The 21920-nt window shown below is 29.8% G+C and carries 19 protein-coding genes and 1 rRNA gene; 17 read left to right on the top strand and 3 right to left on the bottom strand.

Annotated elements, in window-relative coordinates; all coding sequences use genetic code 11:
• A 16S ribosomal RNA gene (locus FD727_RS03795) occupies positions 1 to 112 on the bottom strand; the annotation flags it as partial.
• 763 nt (positions 113 to 875) lie between these two features.
• On the opposite strand from FD727_RS03795, the gene mnmG reads away from it, so the two are divergent.
• The 17 genes from mnmG to FD727_RS03710 all read left to right on the top strand — a co-directional run bounded on the left by mnmG (position 876) and on the right by FD727_RS03710 (position 18734).
• Positions 876 to 2756: a tRNA uridine-5-carboxymethylaminomethyl(34) synthesis enzyme MnmG gene (mnmG, locus tag FD727_RS03790; protein WP_159938834.1), complete on the top strand. Its 1881-nt coding sequence runs from the start codon at positions 876 to 878 to the stop codon at positions 2754 to 2756.
• Between the two features lie 991 nt (positions 2757 to 3747).
• Complete coding sequence (gene atpB, locus FD727_RS03785; protein ID WP_159938833.1) at positions 3748 to 4566, top strand: F0F1 ATP synthase subunit A; 819 nt, start codon at positions 3748 to 3750, stop codon at positions 4564 to 4566.
• 39 nt (positions 4567 to 4605) lie between these two features.
• Positions 4606 to 4845 (top strand): F0F1 ATP synthase subunit C, encoded by a 240-nt coding sequence (gene atpE, locus FD727_RS03780; protein WP_159938832.1) that lies wholly within the window; start codon positions 4606 to 4608, stop codon positions 4843 to 4845.
• Positions 4846 to 4922: 77 nt separating this feature from the next.
• A complete protein-coding gene (gene atpF, locus FD727_RS03775) occupies positions 4923 to 5393 on the top strand; it encodes a F0F1 ATP synthase subunit B (protein WP_159938830.1) in 471 nt (156 codons plus the stop codon).
• 14 nt (positions 5394 to 5407) lie between these two features.
• A complete protein-coding gene (atpH, locus tag FD727_RS03770; RefSeq protein ID WP_159938829.1) occupies positions 5408 to 5950 on the top strand; it encodes a F0F1 ATP synthase subunit delta in 543 nt (180 codons plus the stop codon).
• Between the two features lie 5 nt (positions 5951 to 5955).
• Complete coding sequence (gene atpA / locus FD727_RS03765) at positions 5956 to 7497, top strand: F0F1 ATP synthase subunit alpha (protein ID WP_159938828.1); 1542 nt, start codon at positions 5956 to 5958, stop codon at positions 7495 to 7497.
• Positions 7498 to 7557: 60 nt separating this feature from the next.
• Entirely contained in the window at positions 7558 to 8427 is an 870-nt protein-coding gene (gene atpG / locus FD727_RS03760; protein WP_159938837.1) for a F0F1 ATP synthase subunit gamma, read from the top strand.
• A 29-nt stretch (positions 8428 to 8456) separates the two neighbouring features.
• Entirely contained in the window at positions 8457 to 9863 is a 1407-nt protein-coding gene (gene atpD / locus FD727_RS03755) for a F0F1 ATP synthase subunit beta (protein ID WP_159938827.1), read from the top strand.
• A 26-nt stretch (positions 9864 to 9889) separates the two neighbouring features.
• Positions 9890 to 10303, top strand: a complete 414-nt coding sequence (locus tag FD727_RS03750) for a F0F1 ATP synthase subunit epsilon (RefSeq protein WP_159938826.1) — start codon at positions 9890 to 9892, stop codon at positions 10301 to 10303.
• 113 nt (positions 10304 to 10416) lie between these two features.
• Positions 10417 to 11793, top strand: coding sequence for a bifunctional UDP-N-acetylglucosamine diphosphorylase/glucosamine-1-phosphate N-acetyltransferase GlmU (gene glmU, locus FD727_RS03745; protein ID WP_159938824.1), 1377 nt, complete (start codon positions 10417 to 10419; stop codon positions 11791 to 11793).
• Positions 11794 to 11914: 121 nt separating this feature from the next.
• Complete coding sequence (gene glmS, locus FD727_RS03740; RefSeq protein ID WP_159938823.1) at positions 11915 to 13747, top strand: glutamine--fructose-6-phosphate transaminase (isomerizing); 1833 nt, start codon at positions 11915 to 11917, stop codon at positions 13745 to 13747.
• 158 nt (positions 13748 to 13905) lie between these two features.
• Positions 13906 to 14949, top strand: a complete 1044-nt coding sequence (gene pstS, locus FD727_RS03735; RefSeq protein WP_159938821.1) for a phosphate ABC transporter substrate-binding protein PstS — start codon at positions 13906 to 13908, stop codon at positions 14947 to 14949.
• A 102-nt stretch (positions 14950 to 15051) separates the two neighbouring features.
• Positions 15052 to 16014, top strand: coding sequence for a phosphate ABC transporter permease PstC (gene pstC / locus FD727_RS03730; protein WP_159938820.1), 963 nt, complete (start codon positions 15052 to 15054; stop codon positions 16012 to 16014).
• On the top strand, positions 16011 to 16901 hold the full coding sequence (gene pstA / locus FD727_RS03725; RefSeq protein ID WP_159938819.1) for a phosphate ABC transporter permease PstA: 891 nt from the start codon (positions 16011 to 16013) through the stop codon (positions 16899 to 16901). Before pstC ends, pstA begins: the two co-directional genes overlap by 4 nt.
• A 49-nt stretch (positions 16902 to 16950) precedes the next feature.
• Positions 16951 to 17718, top strand: coding sequence for a phosphate ABC transporter ATP-binding protein PstB (gene pstB, locus FD727_RS03720; protein ID WP_159938818.1), 768 nt, complete (start codon positions 16951 to 16953; stop codon positions 17716 to 17718).
• 18 nt (positions 17719 to 17736) lie between these two features.
• A complete protein-coding gene (gene phoU, locus FD727_RS03715; protein ID WP_159938816.1) occupies positions 17737 to 18447 on the top strand; it encodes a phosphate signaling complex protein PhoU in 711 nt (236 codons plus the stop codon).
• A gap of 122 nt (positions 18448 to 18569) precedes the next feature.
• Positions 18570 to 18734, top strand: a complete 165-nt coding sequence (locus FD727_RS03710; RefSeq protein ID WP_159938815.1) for a hypothetical protein — start codon at positions 18570 to 18572, stop codon at positions 18732 to 18734.
• Between the two features lie 149 nt (positions 18735 to 18883).
• On the opposite strand, the gene mnmE is transcribed toward FD727_RS03710, so the two are convergent.
• Complete coding sequence (gene mnmE / locus FD727_RS03705; RefSeq protein ID WP_159938814.1) at positions 18884 to 20251, bottom strand: tRNA uridine-5-carboxymethylaminomethyl(34) synthesis GTPase MnmE; 1368 nt, start codon at positions 20249 to 20251, stop codon at positions 18884 to 18886.
• A 26-nt stretch (positions 20252 to 20277) separates the two neighbouring features.
• The gene (yidC, locus tag FD727_RS03700; RefSeq protein ID WP_159938812.1) at positions 20278 to 21918 is read right to left on the bottom strand and encodes a membrane protein insertase YidC; all 1641 of its coding nucleotides are present in this window, start codon (positions 21916 to 21918) and stop codon (positions 20278 to 20280) included.
• Between the last annotated feature and the right edge of the window lie 2 nt (positions 21919 to 21920).

Here is a 21920-nt window from a genome sequence, read left to right as displayed (position 1 = left end):
CCGTCCGCCACTCGCCACCCAAAGAGCAAGCTCTTTTGTGTTGCCGTTCGACTTGCATGTGTTAGGCTTGCCGCCAGCGTTCAATCTGAGCCATGATCAAACTCTTCAATTAAAACTTAATTAATTTGATTTTATGACGTTTTATTTTTCTTAATTAATTTACATCATAAATTATACAATGTTTTTAACAGAAAATTAATTTTCATATATTGAAAATATATATGTCGTTTCTGCGAATGTTCACATAGATTGTCTGATAAATTGTTAAAGAGCAGTAAAAATAATATTACTTTAATAAAGTATTTCATCATTACGATGCCGTATCCTACTCTTTCTTTCTGTTCTGTCAACCTCTTTTAAAAAAAATATTTATCTTTAAGCAAAATAAATTATATAATGAATATTATTAATTTTACTAATAATTAGATAAGCAGCAGATTTTACTGTTTATTTTTTTATTGAACAAATACAGTAATCATTAAAATTTTCTAAAAATTTTTTATTAAGAACAAAGAATGTATTTTGTTCTTAATAAAAATTCAGTTATAATTTTTATTAAGAACAAAATACATTCTTGCGTATATATATTTATTTTTTAAAATTTTAATTTAAATTCAAATATGTTATATAACATACTTTATGCCCTATCTAATTAACTATTACATCATAACTAAAATTTGATTAGGTATTTCATAGCATAGTTATTATTAATATGCAGAATGATTTGATATATAAATTTTAATTAAGAAGACCAAAAACCATTAGAATTATGATAGATAATAAACTTATTAAAATAATTAATATCTATTATAGTTATTTATTAAAATTATTTAAGTTACAGTTAATCAATTATTTAAAATATTTTTAAGGTTATTATGTGCTATCCAAATGTTTTTGATATCCTAATAATTGGTGGTGGTCATGCTGGAACAGAAGCAGCTATGGTAGCTGCTCGTATGGGTCAAAAAACCTTATTACTTACTCAAGACATTAATACACTTGGTCAAATGTCTTGTAATCCAGCAATTGGCGGTATAGGTAAAGGACATTTAGTAAAAGAAATAGATGCCTTAGGTGGTCTTATGGCAACTGCTATCGACAAAGCTGGTATTCAGTTTAGAATATTAAATTCTAGCAAAGGAGCAGCAGTACGCGCTACACGAGCTCAAGCTGACAGAGTATTATATAGACATATTATAAAAAATGCATTAACAATGCAACCTAATCTAATAATTTTTCAACAAACAGTTGATAAATTAATTATAAAAAATGATACTATCATCGGTGTTATTACACAATCAGGTGTAAAATTTCGTGCAAAAGCAGTTGTACTAACTGTGGGAACATTCCTGAATGGAAAAATTCATATTGGATTAAATGATTGCGATGGTGGACGTTTGCATGATGTTCCATCTAACAATTCGTTAGCAAAATTTTTACGTTCATTACCATTGCGTACAATGCGGCTCAAAACTGGTACACCACCTCGTATTGATTCACGTTCGATTAATGTTGACATGCTCACTCCTCAATACAGCGATAATCCTATTCCAGTATTTTCATTTATGGGTAATGAATTTCAGCATCCAAAACAAATGCCTTGTTGGATTACTTACACTAATAAGAATACACATGATATTATTTTTAATAACTTAAAATATAGTCCTATATATAATGGGATTATTAAAGGTATTGGACCAAGATATTGCCCATCAATTGAAGATAAAATTGTGCGATTTCCTAACCGTAATGCACATCAAATTTTTCTTGAACCTGAAGGATTGACGAGTAATAAAATTTATCCAAATGGACTTTCCACTAGTATGCCCCTTGATATACAAATAAAAATAATTCGTTCAATTAATGGGTTAGAAAATGCTAAAATTATTGATGTAGGTTATGCTATTGAATATGATTTTTTTGATCCACGTGATTTAAAGTTAACTATGGAAAGTAAACATATTCATGGTTTATTTTTGGCAGGTCAAATTAATGGAACAACTGGCTATGAAGAAGCAGCAGCACAAGGATTATTAGCTGGTATCAATGCTGCATGCTATTCATCTGAGAAAGAATCGTGGATTCCACGACGTGATCAAGCTTATCTTGGAGTATTAATTGATGATTTATGTACATTAGGAACTAAAGAACCTTATCGTATGTTTACTTCACGAGCAGAATATCGTCTTCTGTTACGTGAAGATAATGCAGATTTACGTCTTACTAAGATAGGCAGACAATTGGGTATAATAGATAATCTAAGATGGATGCGTTATAATCAAAAATTAGAATTAATTGAAAGAGAAAGACAGCGATTAAGAAATCTATGGATATATCCGACATCAACTGATACTTCGTATCTAAATAAAATAATTAGTGCTCCTTTAACCAAATTAACTAACGGTGAAGATTTATTATTGCGTCCAGAAATGACTTATAAATTATTAACATCAGTTCCAAAGTATGCTCCATCAATTAATGACCAACAAGTTGCTGAACAGATTGAAATTCAGATAAAATATGAAGGTTATATTTTACGACAAAAAGAAGAAATTAAACGTCATCGATATAATGAAAATGTTTTATTACCTCTTAATTTTGATTATCGTCAAATAAGTGGTTTATCAAATGAAGTAAGTAATAAACTCAATGATTATAAACCTACTTCAATTGGTCAAGCTTCTCGTATTTCTGGAATTACGCCAGCAGCAATATCAGTATTATTAATTTATATGAAAAAAATAACTAAGAATTGAGCTACCTACTATCGTTAGTATCTAATTGCATGATTTAATAAATAAATCAAAGATTTTTCTTACAAATACAAAATTTTATATTATTCCTAGTTAATCACTTTATATGTAGAATTAAATATTCAACTCAATTTTGATAAAAATATGATTAATATCAATCTAATGATTTATGTAAAATTATCTTATATAGTTAAATATATAGTTACTTAGTTTTAAAAACATTATTTAAATAATATTAATATAAGCAAAATATATAAAAGTTTATATATACAAATATATAATTTTTAAAATTTATACATTTGTATCTTATACATTAAGAATTAATTATTATTTGATAATAATCAAATAATAATTGTAAAGCTAATCATCCATAAATTAAATATATGTATTTACACATAGTAAATAGTAATTATGTATTATGTATAAACTTTCATTCTTTATATTATTTATCTATAAAAAATAATAACAATGTATAATTTTAAATTATATATTGTTATAATAATTATTTTATTAAAGTTTAAGTGGTATTTATTTTGTGTTTTATTTGAAAAATTATTTACTAATTTTTCAAATAAAGTAAAGTACTTAAAGCTATATTTTAAACATATTGAAAAATATGATTTTTAGTCATAAATTAGCATCTGTTATTAAATAAATTTTACAGAAGATATTCATATTTATTTAATTCCTATTTAATTTAAATATTGAAATCTTCAATTAAATCTTTATAATTTACATTACATTAATTTTAAATTTAAATAAATCATATTATTATAAAATAAATAGATGAAATACTTCAAAACTTTTAAAAGTTAATATCTAAGGATAAAATACAACGTAATTATGTAATGTAATACATTAACTATTTAGTTAAAAAATCTTTTTAAATAATTACAGGTATTAATAATCTTCTATTTATTCAATAATTATTTAATTTTTGATATTGTGTTATATAAATAACATTATTGGTTATATATATTACAAAGGTACACTTATGATTGTAGGAGATATATTGAAACCTCAAGAATACATAGGTCATCATTTAAAACATCTTCAATTAGATTTACGTACTTTAGAAATATTACGTGAACAAAATATACCAGTAACATTTTGGACATTAAATTTAGATTCCATATTTTTTTCTGCGCTATTAGGCATTATATTTATTTTACTTTTTCGTAAAGTAGCAAAAAATATGACTAGTGGTGTACCAAATAAGCTTCAAACATTTATTGAACTAGTAGTTAATTTTGTAAATAATAATGTTCGTGATATATATCATGGTAAAAGTAAAATAATTGCACCATTAGCTTTAACAGTTTTTTCTTGGATTTTTTTAATGAATCTTATGGATTTATTACCTATTGATCTTTTGCCTTTTATTAGTAAATATTATCTAAAAATTCCAACCTTACGTATTGTACCATCTACAGATATAAATATAACATTATCTATGGCTTTTAGCGTATTTTGTTTAATTATTTATTATAATATAAAAATAAAAGGAATAAATGGATTTTTAAAAGAACTAACTCTACATCCTTTTAATCATATTTGTTGTATTCCTATTAATTTAATACTTGAAACTGTAAACTTATTATCTAAACCAATTTCACTTGCTTTAAGGTTATTTGGTAATATGTATGCTGGAGAGCTTATTTTTATTTTAATTGCTGGTCTATTGCCTTGGTGGTCTCAATGGATACTCAATGTACCTTGGGCAATTTTTCATATTTTAATAGTTTTATTACAAGCTTTTATCTTTATGGTACTTACCATTGTTTATTTATCAATGGCATGTGAAAAACATTAATTTTAATATTGAATTTTATAAAAGAAACAGGAGATTATTATGGAAAATTTAAATACAGAATTATTGTACCTAACTGCTGCTGTAATGGTAGGATTATCAGCAATAGGTGCCGCCATTGGTATTGGAATTTTAGGAGGTAAATTTTTGGAAGGAGCAGCTCGTCAACCAGAGTTAATTCCTTTATTGCGTACTCAATTTTTTATTGTTATGGGTTTAGTTGATGCAATACCGATGATCGCTATTGGATTAGGTCTTTATGTAATGTTTTCTGTTGCTTAAATCTATCTTGAAAATGATCTCAGTGTTTTTATGAAAATTAATACAAAAAAAATAAATTAATTAAGAGGCGTTATGTTGTGAACATTAATGCAACTATTCTTGGTCAAACTATCGCATTTTTCTTTTTTGTCGTATTCTGTATGAAATACATATGGCCTCCAATTATAAATACTATTGAAACACGACAGAAGGAAATTATTAAAAATTTAGATTCTATTGAACGTGCAAAGAAAGATTTAGATCTAATGCAAATCAATTCAACAAATCAGTTAAAACAGGCAAAGAATGAAGCTCAAATAATTATTGAACAAGCTCATAAACGTAGGATACAAATTCTAGATCAAGCGAAAAATGAAGCTGAAATTGAACGTAATCGTATTTTAGCACAAGCACAAGCAAAAATTAATATTGAATACTTACACGCTCATGAAAAATTACGTACACGAATGTCATCATTAATACTAGCTGGTGCAGAAAAAATCATAGAGCGTTCTATCGATAAAGATACTAATGATGATATTATTAATAACTTAATATCTAAACTATAGGAGAATTGGGGCTGATGTCTAATATAATTACTATATCTCGCCCCTATGCTAAAGCGATATTTGATTTAGCGGTTGAATATCAAAACATTGAACATTGGCAAACTATGTTGGAATTTGCTGCAAAAATATCTTCGCACAGAAAGATAATACAATTTCTTTCTAGTTCTTTAGCACCTGAGATTGTATCTGATATATTTAACACTATTTGTAGCGATCAACTTAATAAACACGCTCAAAATCTAATTAAGATTATGGCAGAAAATAGACGTTTATTATTACTTCCAACAGTATTAAAACAGTTTATCCAATTGCGTAATATGTATGAATCAATTATTAAAATCGATGTAATCTCTGCTATTGTACTACAGGATAGTCAGTTATTAAAAATTAAAATAGCTATGGAAAAATATCTATTATGCAGAATAAAACTAAATTATAGAATTGATAATTCTATTATAGGAGGTTTAATTATCCGTGCCAATAGCTTAGTCATTGATGGAAGCATACGTGGTCGCATTGAAAGTTTGGCAAAAGCCTTACGATTTCAAGGAGATTAAAACTTATGCAGTTAAATTATAATGAAATAAGTGAATTAATTAAAAAGCGTATATCTCACTTTAATATTATGAGTGAAACATATAACGAAGGCGATATTATTTCTGTAATGGATGGTATTATTCATATACATGGTCTGACCGATGTCATGCAGAGTGAAATGATTGCTTTAACAAATAATCGTTATGCTATTGCATTGAATCTTGAACAAGATTCAATTGGTGCAGTAGTATTAGGTCCGTACACTGATCTTATTGAAGGAATGAAAGTAAGATGTACAGGTCGTATTATGGAAGTTCCAGTAGGTAACGGACTTCTAGGTAGAGTGGTAAATGCCTTAGGTGTACCTATTGATGGGAAAGGAGTAATTCATCATGATGGATTTTCACCAATTGAAGTAATTGCTCCAGGTGTTATTGATCGCCAATCAGTCAATCAACCTCTTCAAACTGGTTATAAATCTATTGATACGATGACTCCAATAGGTAGAGGTCAGCGTGAACTAATAATTGGTGATCGCCAAACTGGTAAAACATCGATTGCAGTTGATACCATCATAAATCAACGCAATTCAGGTATTAAATGTATTTATGTAGCAATTGGTCAAAAATCATCCACTATTTTTAGTGTAGTACGCAAATTAGAAGAATTTGGAGCTCTTTCCAATACAATTGTAGTTGTTGCATCTGCGGCCGAAACTGCTGCTCTACAATATTTAGCACCTTACACTGGTTGTACAATGGGAGAATATTTTCGTGACAGAGGAGAAGATGCTTTAATTGTATATGATGATCTTTCTAAACAAGCTATTGCGTATCGTCAAATTTCTTTGTTACTACGTCGTCCTCCTGGACGTGAAGCATTTCCAGGAGACGTTTTTTATCTACACTCTCGTTTGTTAGAACGTGCATCACGAGTTAGTATTAACTATGTCGAGCATTTTACTAAAGGTCTAGTAAAAAATAAAACCGGTTCATTAACTGCATTGCCTATTATTGAGACTCAAGCAGGAGATGTATCTGCGTTCGTTCCCACTAATGTAATTTCAATTACTGATGGTCAAATATTTTTAGAGTCAAGTTTATTTAATGCTGGAATTAGACCTGCTATTAATCCAGGTATTTCAGTGTCTCGTGTTGGAGGTGCTGCTCAAACCTTGATAATTAAGAAATTATCAGGTGGTATTCGTACTGCTTTGGCACAATATCGTGAATTATCTGCTTTCTCTCAATTTGCTTCGGACTTAGATGAAATAACACGCAACCAATTAAATCATGGTCAAAAAGTAACTGAATTAATGAAACAAAAACAATATCTTCCAATGTCTATTGCTCAACAAAGTTTATTACTTTTTGCTGTAGAACATGGATTTTTGCGTGATATTGAATTAGCAAAAATTAGCAAATTTGAATCTGAACTATTAGATTTTGCAAATAATGAATATTCTAAACTCATGTCAGAAATTAATCAATCAGGTAACTACAATAATAAAATTGAATCACAACTTAAAAGTTTGCTTATGACATTTAAAACGAATTTATCCTGGTAAAAAATTAAAACTTAATTTAAGATAATTTATTATAATAGTTAAGGATACTTTAATGTAATGATCTGTAAACAAAAAGAGATAAACACCAAGATTCTAGCAGTGAAAAATACTCAGAAAATCACTAAAGCAATGGAAATGGTAGCTGCTTCTAAAATGCGAAAAACTCAGCAATATATGAATGCTGGTCGTCCGTATGCAAATAATATAAAAAAAGTGATTAACCATCTTGCATTAGGTAATTTAGAATATAAACATTTATATCTAACTAAACGTAATATTAAGAAGATCGGCTATTTAATTATTTCTACTGATCGTGGTCTTTGTGGTAGTTTGAATATAAATTTATTCAAAAAAATATTATTGGAAATGAAAAATTGGTCATCGCAAGGAGTTAAAAATAATTTAGCAATCATTGGTTCTAAAGGATTATCTTTTTTTAGTTCTATTGGTAGTAATATTATTGCACAAGTTACAGGTGTAAGCGATCATCCTTTATTGCTGGATTTAATTGGTCCAGTAAAAATAATGTTACAAAATTATGAGGAAGGATGTATAGATAAGATCTATATTGCTAGTAATAAATTTAGCAATACAATGTGTCAAATTCCAACTATTATTCAATTATTGCCTTTGGCATCATCACAAGAAAATGAAGAAAAAATAAAAGAGAAAAGTTGGGATTATTTATATGAACCAGATTCTAAAGTATTATTAGATATGATAATACAACGTTATATTGAATCTCAAGTGTATCAAAGTGTAATAGAAAATTTAGCCAGTGAACAAGCGGCACGTATGGTAGCAATGAAAACAGCAGCTGATAATGCTGGAAATATTATTAAAGAACTTCAATTGATCTATAATAAGGCTCGTCAGGCTAGCATTACTCAGGAACTTACTGAAATTGTTTCGGGCGCATCTGTAGTTTAATCAGATAGTTAATTAGTTAAGGATTAAAGATGGTAACCCAAAAGATTATCCAAATTATTGGTGCTGTAATTGACGTCGAATTTCCTCAGAACGCAGTACCACCAATATATAATGCTCTTGAAGTTAAGAATGGTGATAATCGTCTGGTACTAGAAGTTCAGCAGCAGTTAGGAGGAGGTGTAGTACGTACTATCGCTATGGGCCCTTCAGAAGGTTTGAAGCGTGGTTTAGAAGTGATTGATTTAAAAAAAACCATTCATGTACCAGTTGGTAAAGCTACTCTTGGACGTATCATGAACGTTTTAGGTGATCCAATTGATATGAGAGGTCCATTGAAAGAAAAAGATGGTAATCCAATAGAATGGGCTTCTATTCATAGACAACCTCCTAGTTATGAAGAACAATTAAATTCTCAAGAATTACTGGAAACTGGTATCAAAGTTATAGATTTAATGTGTCCTTTTGCTAAAGGAGGAAAAGTAGGTTTATTTGGTGGAGCTGGTGTAGGTAAAACTGTAAATATGATGGAATTAATACGTAATATTGCAGTTGAACATTCTGGTTATTCAGTTTTTGCCGGTGTAGGAGAACGCACACGTGAAGGAAATGATTTTTATCATGAAATGATTGCATCTAAGGTTATTGATAAAGTAGCATTAGTTTATGGACAAATGAATGAACCACCTGGTAATCGTTTACGTGTAGCATTAACTGGTTTAACTATGGCAGAAAAATTTCGTGACGAAGGTCGAGATGTCTTATTATTCATTGATAATATTTATCGTTATACTCTTGCCGGAACAGAAGTTTCAGCATTGTTAGGACGTATGCCATCTGCAGTGGGATATCAACCTACATTAGCAGAGGAAATGGGGCTTTTACAAGAACGTATTGCCTCTACTCAGACTGGTTCAATTACTTCAGTTCAAGCTATTTATGTTCCCGCAGATGATCTAACTGATCCTTCGCCAGCAACTATTTTTGCTCATTTAGATTCCACTGTAACGTTAAGTCGCCAAATTGCTTCTTTAGGTATTTATCCTGCCGTGGACCCATTAGATTCTACTAGTCGTCAATTAGATCCATTAATTGTAGGACCTGAACACTATAATGTTGCGTATGGAGTTAAATCTTTATTACAACGTTATGAAGAACTAAAGGATATTATTGCAATTTTAGGTATGGATGAATTATCCGAAGAAGATAAATTGTTAGTAACGCGGGCACGTAAAGTTCAACGTTTTTTATCTCAGCCTTTTTTTGTTGCTGAAATTTTTACTGGTTTTTCTGGTAAATATGTAACATTAAAAAATACTATTCGTGGTTTTAAAGGTATTATTGAGGGTGAATTTGATCATTTACCAGAACAAGCTTTCTACATGGTAGGTGCAATAGAAGAAGCTATAGAAAAAGCGAAACATTTTAATAATATTTAAAATAAAAAATGGAAATTAATATAGTTATGAAGTTTTATCTGGATGTAGTTAGCGCTGAGGAACAAATGTTTTCTGGTATGGTTAATCGAATTGAAGTATCAGGAAGCGAAGGTAATTTGGGAATTTTTCCGGGTCATGCTCCATTATTAACTGCTATTAAGCCTGGTATGGTTCATATCGTCACACAGTATGATGAGGAAGAGTATATATATTTATCTGGGGGTATATTAGAAGTACAACCATTGAATGTAATTATTTTAGCTGATACTGCAATTCGTGGAAAAGATCTTGATGAAAAATTAGTGTTGGAAACAAAACATGAAGTAGAAAAACATATAAAGAATAACCACAAAGATGTGAATTATGTTAAAGCCTCTACGGAACTAGCTAAGATTATTGCGAAGTTACGTGTCATTGAATTAACCAAAAGAGTTATGTAACCAGCTCTTGATTTCACAAAAACCACACAAAAATTAATTTTTAATATAAAAATAACAGATGATAATTTTAAATATCAATATGTTTTCCTAAGTTTAATCAAGTTCGGATACTTATGTCTATAAATGCGATGAGTGTAGTAATTTTAGCCGCAGGTAGAGGTTCACGAGCTCGCTCCGATCTGCCTAAAGTTTTGCATACTCTGGCAGGCAAACCAATAATACAACATGTAATTGATACTGCTAAAAGCTTATGTGTACAGAAAATTTATTTAGTTTATGGTTATGGCGGCGATTTGCTAAAGTCAATGTTAGCCAATAATCCAATTAAGTGGGTTTTACAAAAAGAGCAACTTGGGACGGGACATGCTACGCAACAAGCTGCTTATTATTTTTCTGATAATGAGGATATTTTAATATTATATGGAGATGTACCGTTAATTTCTCAGGAAACCTTACAGCATTTATGTAAAATTAAACCAAATAACGGAATTAGTTTATTAACTGCTATACTTAAAGATCCAACTGATTATGGACGAATTATTCGTAATAACGGTATTGTAACCAGCATTAAAGAACAGAAAGATGCTTCAGTTGAACAAATAAAAATTCAAGAAATTAATACAGGTATTTTAATTGCTAATGGTGGAGACCTTAAACGTTGGTTATCACAAATAGATAATAAAAATTCTAAAAAAGAATTTTATATTACTGATATTATCAATATAGCTTATCTAGAAGGTCGGATGATTAAAACAATTCAACCATCACGTATTAGTGAAATCTATGGTGTTAATAATTTGTTACAATTAGTTAGTTTAGAAAAAATTTATCAACATGAACAGGCTGAAAAACTATTATTAGCAGGAGTTTTAATACGTGATCCTAGTCGTTTTAATTTATATGGCACTTTGAAACATGGAAATAATGTTGAAATTGATATTAATGTTATTATTGAAGGAGATGTAACTTTAGGTAATCATGTTAAAATTGGTACAGGATGCATAATAAAGAATAGTATGATTGCTGATAATTGTCAAATTAACCCTTATACGGTAATTGAAGATTCTCATCTAGGAATAGCATGTATAGTTGGACCGTTTGCACATTTACGTTCAAATACTAATTTAGAGAAAATGGTACATATAGGTAATTTTGTTGAAATGAAGAACACAAAATTTGGTAAAAGATCTAAAGCCAGACATCTTTCCTATATTGGAGATGCAGAAATTGGTTCTAACGTAAATATTGGTGCTGGTACCATTACCTGTAATTACGATGGTATAAATAAATTTAAAACAATTATTGGAGATGATGTTTTTATCGGGTCTGATACTCAGTTAATTGCACCCATAACAGTGACTAATGGTGTGACTATTGCTGCTGGTACCACAGTAATGAAAGATGTTAATGATGCAAGTTTAGTCTATAATTCCAAAAAACAAACTCAAAAACTTGGATGGAAGCGCTCATTAAAAAAAAATAGATATTAATAGTTATTTAAGTTTGATGTTAGATTAAAATTATTGCATTTAAATAAATTAAATAGTTATAGAATATAGTTATTATTAACTTATAGTAATGATTATTGACCAATAAAATCAGGAAGTGATTATGTGCGGAATTATTGCTGCTGTTGCTCAAAGAGATGTTGCAGAAATTTTATTAGAAGGTTTACGCCGTCTCGAATACCGTGGATATGATTCAGCTGGTTTAACTGTAGTTGATGATCAAGGTCATGTAAGTCTTTTACGTAGTTTAGGAAAAGTAAATAAATTATCAGAAGCTGTAGAAAAGCAATCCATGATTGGTGGTACTGGTATTGCTCATACACGTTGGGCAACACATGGCGAGCCATCAGAACTGAATACTCATCCACATATATCGGAACATATTATAATGGTTCATAATGGTATTATTGAAAATCATGAATTACTACGTATGAAACTGATTAAGTGTGGCTATCATTTTTATTCTAAGACTGATAGTGAAGCAATTGTTCATTTAGTTCATTGGGAACAAATGCAGGGTGGTTCTTTATGTGAAGTAGTATTAAGAATACTTCCACAGCTAAAGGGTGCTTATAGCATGGTAATTATGGATAGCCGTGATCCATCTATATTGATAGCAGCTCGTTCAAATAGTCCATTAGTGATAGGTCTCGGTGTTGGTGAAAATTTTGTTGCATCTGATCAATTAGCGTTATTGCCAGTGACTAGAAGATTTATTTACTTAGAAGAAGGTGATATTGCTAAGGTGTCACGACATAATATTGTTATTATTAATCGCAATGGCCAACAAGTAAAACGTGCTGAAATTGAGTCTAGTATTCAATATGATGCTAGTGAAAAAGGCATTTATCGTCATTATATGCAAAAAGAAATTTATGAACAACCTATAGCTCTAAAGAGAACACTTACGGGACGTTTAAAAAACGGTACAATTGATTTTAGTGAATTAGGAGTTACAGCTCAATCATTGTTGAGTAAAGTTGAACATATTCATATTATTGCTTGTGGTACTTCATATAATGCTGGCATGGTATCAAAATATTGGTTTGAATCCTTGGCTAATATTGCCTGTGATGTCGAAGTAGCCTCTGAATATCGCTATCGTAAACCTAAAGTGCGTAAAAATAGCTTAATAATTACTTTATCTCAATCTGGTGAAACAGCAGATACCTTATCGGCTCTACGTTATTCAAAAACATTAGGTTATATAGGTTCTTTAACTATTTGTAATGTTTCAGGTTCGTCTCTAGTACGTGAATCTGACATGGTTTTAATCACTAGAGCTGGTACTGAAATTGGTGTAGCTTCAACCAAAGCATTTACTACTCAATTAACATTATTATTAATGTTGGTTGTCAAATTAGGACGTCTTCATGGTAATATATTATTGGAAACTGAAAATGTTATTGTGCATACTTTACAGATTCTTCCCAATCGTATTGAACAAATCTTAGCTCAGGATAAAATCATTGAGAATTTAGCAGAAGGCTTTGCTGATAAACAACATACATTATTCCTTGGACGAGGTGAGCAGTATCCAATTGCTATAGAAGGAGCACTGAAACTAAAAGAAGTTTCTTATATTCATGCCGAAGCTCATGCAGCTGGTGAATTAAAACATGGTCCATTAGCATTAATCGATACTGATATTCCAGTTATTATTATAGCGCCAAATAATGAATTATTAGAAAAATTAAAATCCAATATTGAAGAGGTTCGTATTCGTGGAGGATTGCTATATGTTTTTACAGATCAAGATGCAGGTTTTAGCAATAGCAGTGAAATGAACATTATTTCATTACCTTATGTTGAAAACATAATTGCACCAATTTGTTATATTGTACCGCTTCAGTTACTTTCATATCATGTAGCTTTGATTAAAGGGACTGATGTTGATCAACCACGAAATTTAGCTAAATCAGTTACTGTAGAATAATAAAGATAATTTAGTTTATTTAATTTTAATATATGAGATATAACTAACATAGTTAACATAGTTTATTAAATAAATATGTTCTACTATCGTATGTTAGACTAATTTTTATTTATTATCTAAATAATTTTACACCTGAAATGGATATTTTAGGAGGGAATATGACACTGAGATATAATATTTTATCTAGAATTTTTATCGCTGTTATAGCAGCAAACATAGTAATATCTGCTTATGCAGCTACTGATTTAACTGGAGCAGGAGGAACATTTCCTGCTCCTATTTATGCTAAGTGGGCTGCAGAATATCAAAAAATAACTGGTACAAAAATCAATTATCAAGGTATTGGTTCTTCAGGAGGTGTAAAGCAAATTATTGCCAAAACTGTTGATTTTGGAGCATCTGATGCTCCATTAAAAGATAAAGATTTGAATAAATATGGTTTATTTCAGTTTCCAACAGTAATTGGTGGTGTGGTACTAGTTGTTAATATACAAAATATAAAATCTGGTGAATTAATATTGGATGGTAAGACCATTGGTGATATATATTTAGGTAAAATTAAAAAATGGAATGATTCAGCTATCGTTAAATTAAATCCTGGTATAATCTTACCAGATACTAATATTAATGTTGTACGTCGTGCTGATGGTTCTGGAACTTCTTTTGTATTTACTAGTTATCTCTCTAAAGTAAATAAAGAATGGCATAATAAAGTAGGTAAAGGCAATACAGTTAATTGGCCAACTGGATTAGGTGGTAAAGGTAACGATGGAGTAGCTGCTTTTGTTCAACGCTTACCAGGTTCTATCGGTTATGTTGAATATGCATATGCTAAGCAAAGTCATTTATCTTATACTAAATTAATTAATTATGAAGGAAAAGCAGTTAATCCGAGTGAAATTAGCTTTAGTAATGCTGCTAAAGGTGCTAATTGGAATAAGTCTTTCGCTCAGGACTTAACATTTAAAAAAGGTAATAATGCATGGCCTATTACTTCTACTACATTTATATTAATTTATAAAAAACAAGTCAATGCTGAAAAAGGTAGAGAAATCTTAAAATTTTTTGACTGGGCTTATAGAAATGGTTCTAAAGCTGCGAGCCTTTTGGATTATGCTTCTTTACCACAGAATGTAACAAAGAAGATTCGTGCTGCTTGGAAAATAAATATTAAAAATGTTTCCGGTAAAGTTTTATTTTAAGTATGAATATTATTAGAACGTTAATTAAAATAAATCCTTGTATATTTTATAGAAGGCAAAAATCAATCTTAGTTTAATTATCCTTTTAACACTAGGAATTCTATGGATGTCATTAAGACGGCGTTTAAATCACCTAGCAAAAAAGGGGATATGATTTTCGCTACGATAGTAAAATTATCTGTATTAATTGTACTATTATTACTAATCGGTATTATCGTTTCTTTAATTATTTCATCTTGGCCAAGTATTAGAAAGTTTGGATTTTCTTTTTTATGTAGCAAAGTATGGGATGCACCGAATGAAAAGTTCGGTGCATTAGTTCCTATTTATGGAACTTTTATGACTTCGTTGATTGCAATTACTATTGCTCTTCCAGTAAGTTTTGGAATTGCTTTATTTCTAACAGAAGTAGTACCAAGTTGGTTACGTCGACCATTAGGTACTGCAATTGAGTTACTTGCAGCTATTCCGAGTATAGTATATGGAATGTGGGGATTATTTGTCTTTTCTCCCTTATTTATGGAATATTTTCAAAAACCATTTGGTAAACTACTGTCGAATATTCCTATTATAGGAATATTCTTTTCAGGACCAGCGTTTGGAATAAGCATTCTGTCTGCAGGAATAATTCTTGCTATTATGATAATTCCTTATATTTCATCGGTTATGCATGATATTTTTGAAAAAACTCCATTAATTATGAAAGAATCAGCTTATGGCATTGGATGTACAACCTGGGAAGTAATCTGGTACATCGTATGTCCATTTACGAAAGATGGTATCATAGGAAGCATTATGCTTGGATTAGGAAGAGCATTAGGTGAAACTATGGCTGTGACTTTTATCATAGGTAATACTTATAAACTTGATAGTGCTTCATTATTTATGCCTGGTAATAGCGTTACTTCAGCATTAGCAAATGAATTTGCTGAAGCAGAATCTGGTATGCATGTTGCAGCACTTATGGAATTAGGTTTGATTTTATTTGTTATTACTTTTGTTATATTATCGTTATCGAAATTAATGATTTCACGAACAAATAAAACTAAAGGAGTTAGTTTATGACTGCGATTGATATACCTCCATCTTTTAAACTGAATTCATCGCGTCATAAATTACAAATAAAGCGCAGGTTTAAAAATAAAATTGCATTATTTTTATCGTTATTAGCAATGATTTTTGGCTTGTTTTGGTTAACTTGGATTCTAATTACTACAATTAATCGAGGCTTTGATGGTTTAAGTTGGTCGCTTTTTATTGAATCTACTCCTCCGCCAAATACAAGTGGAGGGGGATTAGCTAATGCTTTGATAGGTAGTGGTTTATTACTTTTTTGGTCTACTATATTTGGAACTCCTCTTGGTATAATGGTTGGAATTTATCTTGCTGAATATGGTCGTAAATATTGGTTAGCTGAATTAGTAAGATTTATTAATGATATTTTATTATCAGCACCATCCATTGTAATTGGACTATTTGTTTACAGTATCGTAGTATCGAAGATGCATCATTTTTCTGGTTGGGCAGGTGCAATAGCTTTATCATTATTACAAATACCAATTGTTGTTCGTACGACGGAAAATATGTTATGTTTAGTGCCAGATAGTATACGTGAAGCTGCTTATGCATTAGGTACACCAAAATGGAAAATAATTTTATCAATTACCTTAAAAGCATCTACTTCTGGAATTATTACTGGTATATTATTAGCGATCGCACGTATTGCTGGTGAAACTGCACCGTTGTTATTTACTTCATTATCTAATCAATTTTGGAGTACAGATATGATGCAACCATTGGCAAATTTACCAGTTACCATATTTAAATTTGCTATGAGTCCATTTACAGAATGGCAAAGGTTAGCGTGGGCTGGTGTCCTTGTCATTACTTTATGTGTGTTGCTATTGAATATAATTACACGAGTAGTTTTCTCATCCAGGGAAAAAAAATAATTTTTTACTCGTTTTCAGTAGCGATAATCATAAAAGATGAGAAATAAGTATGACAGCAACTTTTACTGGTAAAATTCAGGTTCGTAATTTACATTTTCACTATGGTAAATTTCATGCTTTAAAAAATATTAATCTGGATATTGCTAAAGATCAGGTAACTGCATTTATTGGTCCTTCTGGATGTGGTAAATCTACTTTACTGCGCACATTTAATAAAATGTATTCTCTCTATCCAGAACAAAAAGCTGAAGGTGAGATTTTGCTAGATGGTTATAATATTCTATCTTCTAATCAGGATATCACATTACTTCGCGCTCGTGTTGGTATGGTATTTCAAAAACCTACACCATTTCCCATGTCAATTTATGATAATATAGCATTTGGTGTTAGGTTATTTGAAAAATTATCACGTACTGATATGGATGATCGTGTGCAATGGGCTCTGATAAAAGCAGCATTATGGAATGAGATAAAAGATAAGCTATATCAAAGCGGATATAGTTTATCCGGTGGTCAACAACAACGTTTATGTATTGCACGTAGTATTGCTATACGTCCAGAAGTATTATTGTTAGATGAACCATGTTCAGCTCTAGACCCTATATCAACTGGACGTATTGAAGAATTAATTACAGAATTAAAACAAGATTACACAGTGGTCATTGTTACTCATAATATGCAGCAAGCAGCACGCTGTTCTGATCATACTGCTTTTATGTATCTAGGAGAATTAATTGAATTTAATGATACTGATACATTATTTACTAAACCTTTACAAAAGCAAACAGAAGATTACATTACTGGTCGCTATGGATGACTTAGTAGGAAAAAATAGATGGATAATTTGAAGCTAAATAAACATATCTCCGGTCAGTTTAATGTAGAACTTGAACATATTTATACTCAAGTAATGATTATGGGTAATATGGTTGAACAACAACTTAGTGATGCTGTTATTGCTATGCATCATCAAGATAGTGACTTAGCATATCATGTTATTTCGGGTGATCAGAAAATTAACATGATTGAAGTAGAAATTGATGAAGCTTGTATACGTATAATTGCTAAACGCCAACCAATTGCTAGTGATTTACGTTTAATAATAGCAATTATAAAAATAATTGCTGAATTAGAACGTATTGGTGATGTTTCTGAAAAGATAGGACGTACTGTACTTAATACTTTTAGTCAAGAACATCTACCAATACTGTTAAAAATTAAATCCCTTGGTTATCATACTGTAGAAATGTTACATAATGTATTAATTGCGTTTACACATATGGACCTTAATGGAGCTATGCATATATATCGTGAAGATAAAAAGGTGGATAAAGAATACCAAAAGATTGTACATCAATTAACGAGTTATATGATGGAACATTCAAGTTCTATACCTATCGTTTTGAATGCGTTATTTTGTGCCCGTGCCATTGAGCGTATTGGTGATCGATGTCAAAATATTTGTGAAATAATTTTTTATTTCATTAAAGGTAAAGACTTTAGACATGTAAATAGAGATAATCTAGATAGATTACTTATTACTTAAAAAAGTATTTTCTATTATTTTATTTTTCTTATATAATATAAAGGAAGTAATTTATTATAAATCGCTTTATTATAGATTATATTTAAAGTAAATAATTTTTAATATTAAATGGAATCTAAGTCATGAATATGAATCTAAATAATTTAGATTTTTGTCGTTTATTGTTTAGTAAATGCGAAATTTATCATATTTCTCCAATGTTACTTAAATTTAATTCTATTATAAAAACTACATATTTACATTGGTTTGATAATAGTTTTAATTCGTCTAAAAACAATATAACTTAACTTTATCTGTTAAGAAGTACATTTATGCTATTTAAAAACAAAGATGGTTTACATTATGTAAATACTATTAGATTAATTAGTTAATAATGCTCATTCACTAATTTTAGTAAATAATTTTGACCTATAAGTAATGATATATTTATAGAAATCTATTTTCCAATACAAAAAGAAGAAAAAATGTTTTCTAATAAATTTTCTGTACTATATTGACCAGTTACTTTACTTAAAGTTAAATGAGCATTACGTAATTCTTCTGCTAGTAATTCTCTACAAGGATTATTAATTAAATATTTTTTAGTTTTTTCTAAAAAAAAACTTGTTAATTCAAGTGAATGTAAATGACGACGTCGTGCAAGGAAAATACCTTCTGTATTATTTGATAATCCCATATAATTTTTTAGATGAATACGTAACATGTCAATACCTTCACCAGTAAATGCAGAAAGGCAAACACGTACATAGTTATTTATTTTTTTAAATCCACATGGTTCACCAGTTATATCTATTTTGTTACGTATGACAGTGATAGGTAATGATGAAGGTAGGTAGGTTTTAAAATCAGATATGATAAGATTTATATCTTTATCTTTATAAATACTACCATCAACTACTAAAAGTACATGGTTAGATTGTTTAATTTCTTCACAAGCACGTTTAATACCGATATCTTCGACCTTATTAGTTGCTTCTTCTCTTAAACCTGCTGTATCAATAATGTGAATTGGCATGCCGTCGATATGAATATATTCTTTTAATATGTCACGCGTAGTACCAGCGATATCTGTAACAATAGCTGATTCCATTCCTAACAAAGCATTAAAAATACTTGATTTACCTGAATTTGGTTTACCTGCTATCACTAATTTCATTCCTTCTCTTATTACATTACCTTGACATGCTTGTTTGAGTATATTATTCAAGTTAGTGATATCTATATCTAATTGATCTTGAATTTCTTTATCAGAAATAAATTCGTTATTTTCATCAGGAAAATCAATAGAAGCTTCTATTTTTACACGTAAATTGAGTATAGAATTTAATAAATTATTAATTTTCAATGAAAACATACCTTGTAACGAATTTATTGCTAAACGAGCAGCTTGTTCAGAATTAGCATGGATTAAATCAGCTATAGCTTCTGCTTGAGTTAAATCAATTTTATTATTAATAAAAGCACGCTCTGAAAATTCTCCTGGACGTGCAATACGAACATAATTCAATGCTAATATACGTTTTAACAACATATCAAGAATAATTGGTCCTCCGTGTCCCTGTAATTCCAATACATCTTCACCGGTAAAAGAATGAGGAGCAGGAAACCATATCGCGATACCTTTATCTATTACAGTACAGTCAATATCATTAAATGATAGATAGCTAGCAAATCGTGCTTGCGGTAATTTACCTAAAATAGCACATGCTACATGTGCTGCTCTTTCGCCTGAAATGCGCAAAATACCAACACTACCAAATCCTGGAGGTGTAGCCTGAGCAATAATGGTATCCTTATTATACATAATTTATATTATCTTATATAAATATTTCATATGTGATGATCTGTATTACGTGTATGTAAACCACATTTTTCTAAACTTCTATAAATTAGCTGTTGCTGAAAAATAGTAAATAAATTACTTACAATATAGTACAGAACTAATCCAGATGGAAACCAAAGAAAAAATATAGTAAAAATTATTGGCATGTAGGTCATAATTTTGTTTTGCATAGGATCAGTTACTGTATTAGGTGACATTTTTTGAATGAAAAACATACTGATACCCATTATTATTGGTAAAATATAATATGGATCCTGTGCTGATAAATCATGAACCCACCATATAAATGGTGCATGACGTAACTCTATTGAACCTGATAACATATAGTATAGAGCAAGAAAAATAGGCATCTGAATAATTAAGGGTAAGCATCCACCTAATGGATTAACTTTTTCTTCTTTATATAAAGCCATCATTTCTTGACTCATTTTTTGTTTATTGTCTATCCAACGTTCCTTCATGGCTGCAATTTTGGGTTGTAAAACACGTATTTTCGCCATTGAAGTATATTGAGCTTTAGTTAAAGGATACATAATTCCACGAACAATAAATGTAATAATAATAATGGAAAAACCCCAATTTCCAACAAATTTATTTATGAATTTTAATAATTTAAACAATGGTTGAGAAATAAACCAAAGCCAACCATAATCAACTGTTAAATCTAAATATGGAGCAACAGCTGCCATTTTATCCTGAATTTCTGGTCCAATCCATAATGTTGCGCCAATATTTTTTTCTTCACCTGCATTTATAGTAATAGGAGCAGATTTGTAACCGATAGTTGCGATATCATTACTAAAACACTTAGTATATAAAGTATTTTTGCCAGGACTATTAGGTATCCAAGCAGTGGCAAAATATTGTTGGAGCATTGCTACCCAACCATTAGTAGTAATAGCGTTTAAATTTTTGTTGTTAGCAATAGTATCAAATTTATATTTTTTGTATTTCACGTCGTTAGTTGAGTAAGCAGTACCACGAAAAGAATGTAGATTTAGGTTATTGTGACTAGAATCAAGATTCTTAGGTAATTCAATAGTTTGTTTTAACTGACCAAACATCATTACTTCAATTGGCAAGGTACTAGTATTAATAATGTTATAATTAATTTTAATATAAAATTCACCTTTTTTAAAATAAAAGTTTTTAATAATAGTTATACCATTTTTACTTCTCCAAATAAGAGGAATATGTAATTCTGTTTGACCATTTGTCATTTCAAAATGATCTTGATAGGTATCATAAAGTGGACGCACACCATTATTAGGATTATCCGGACCATTTTTGCCAATTAATCCGCTTTGTGCTTGATAAATAAATGATGATTTTGAATCTAATAATTGAATAGGTTTATTGGAATCTAATTTACTAGAGTAAGTTAATAATTGAGCTTCTTCAATATCTCCTCCTCTCATATTAATAGATATTTTTAATACATCTGTTTTAATAGTAATTACTTTATGATTTGATGAATTTACAGAAATAATATCTTTTGCTATATTATTCGTATGTTGTATAACTTTACGGTGTTTTAGTTGAGAACTATGCTCAGCTTGCCAAGCTTGCCAAGTTATAAATGAAAGTAATATAAAAGCTATAAGAAAAAGATTAGGTTGCGAATCCATTG

This window comes from Pantoea sp. Mhis (genome assembly GCF_009830015.1).
Note: the sequence above shows the minus strand (reverse complement) of the source record. Positions and strands in the feature narration are given on the sequence as shown.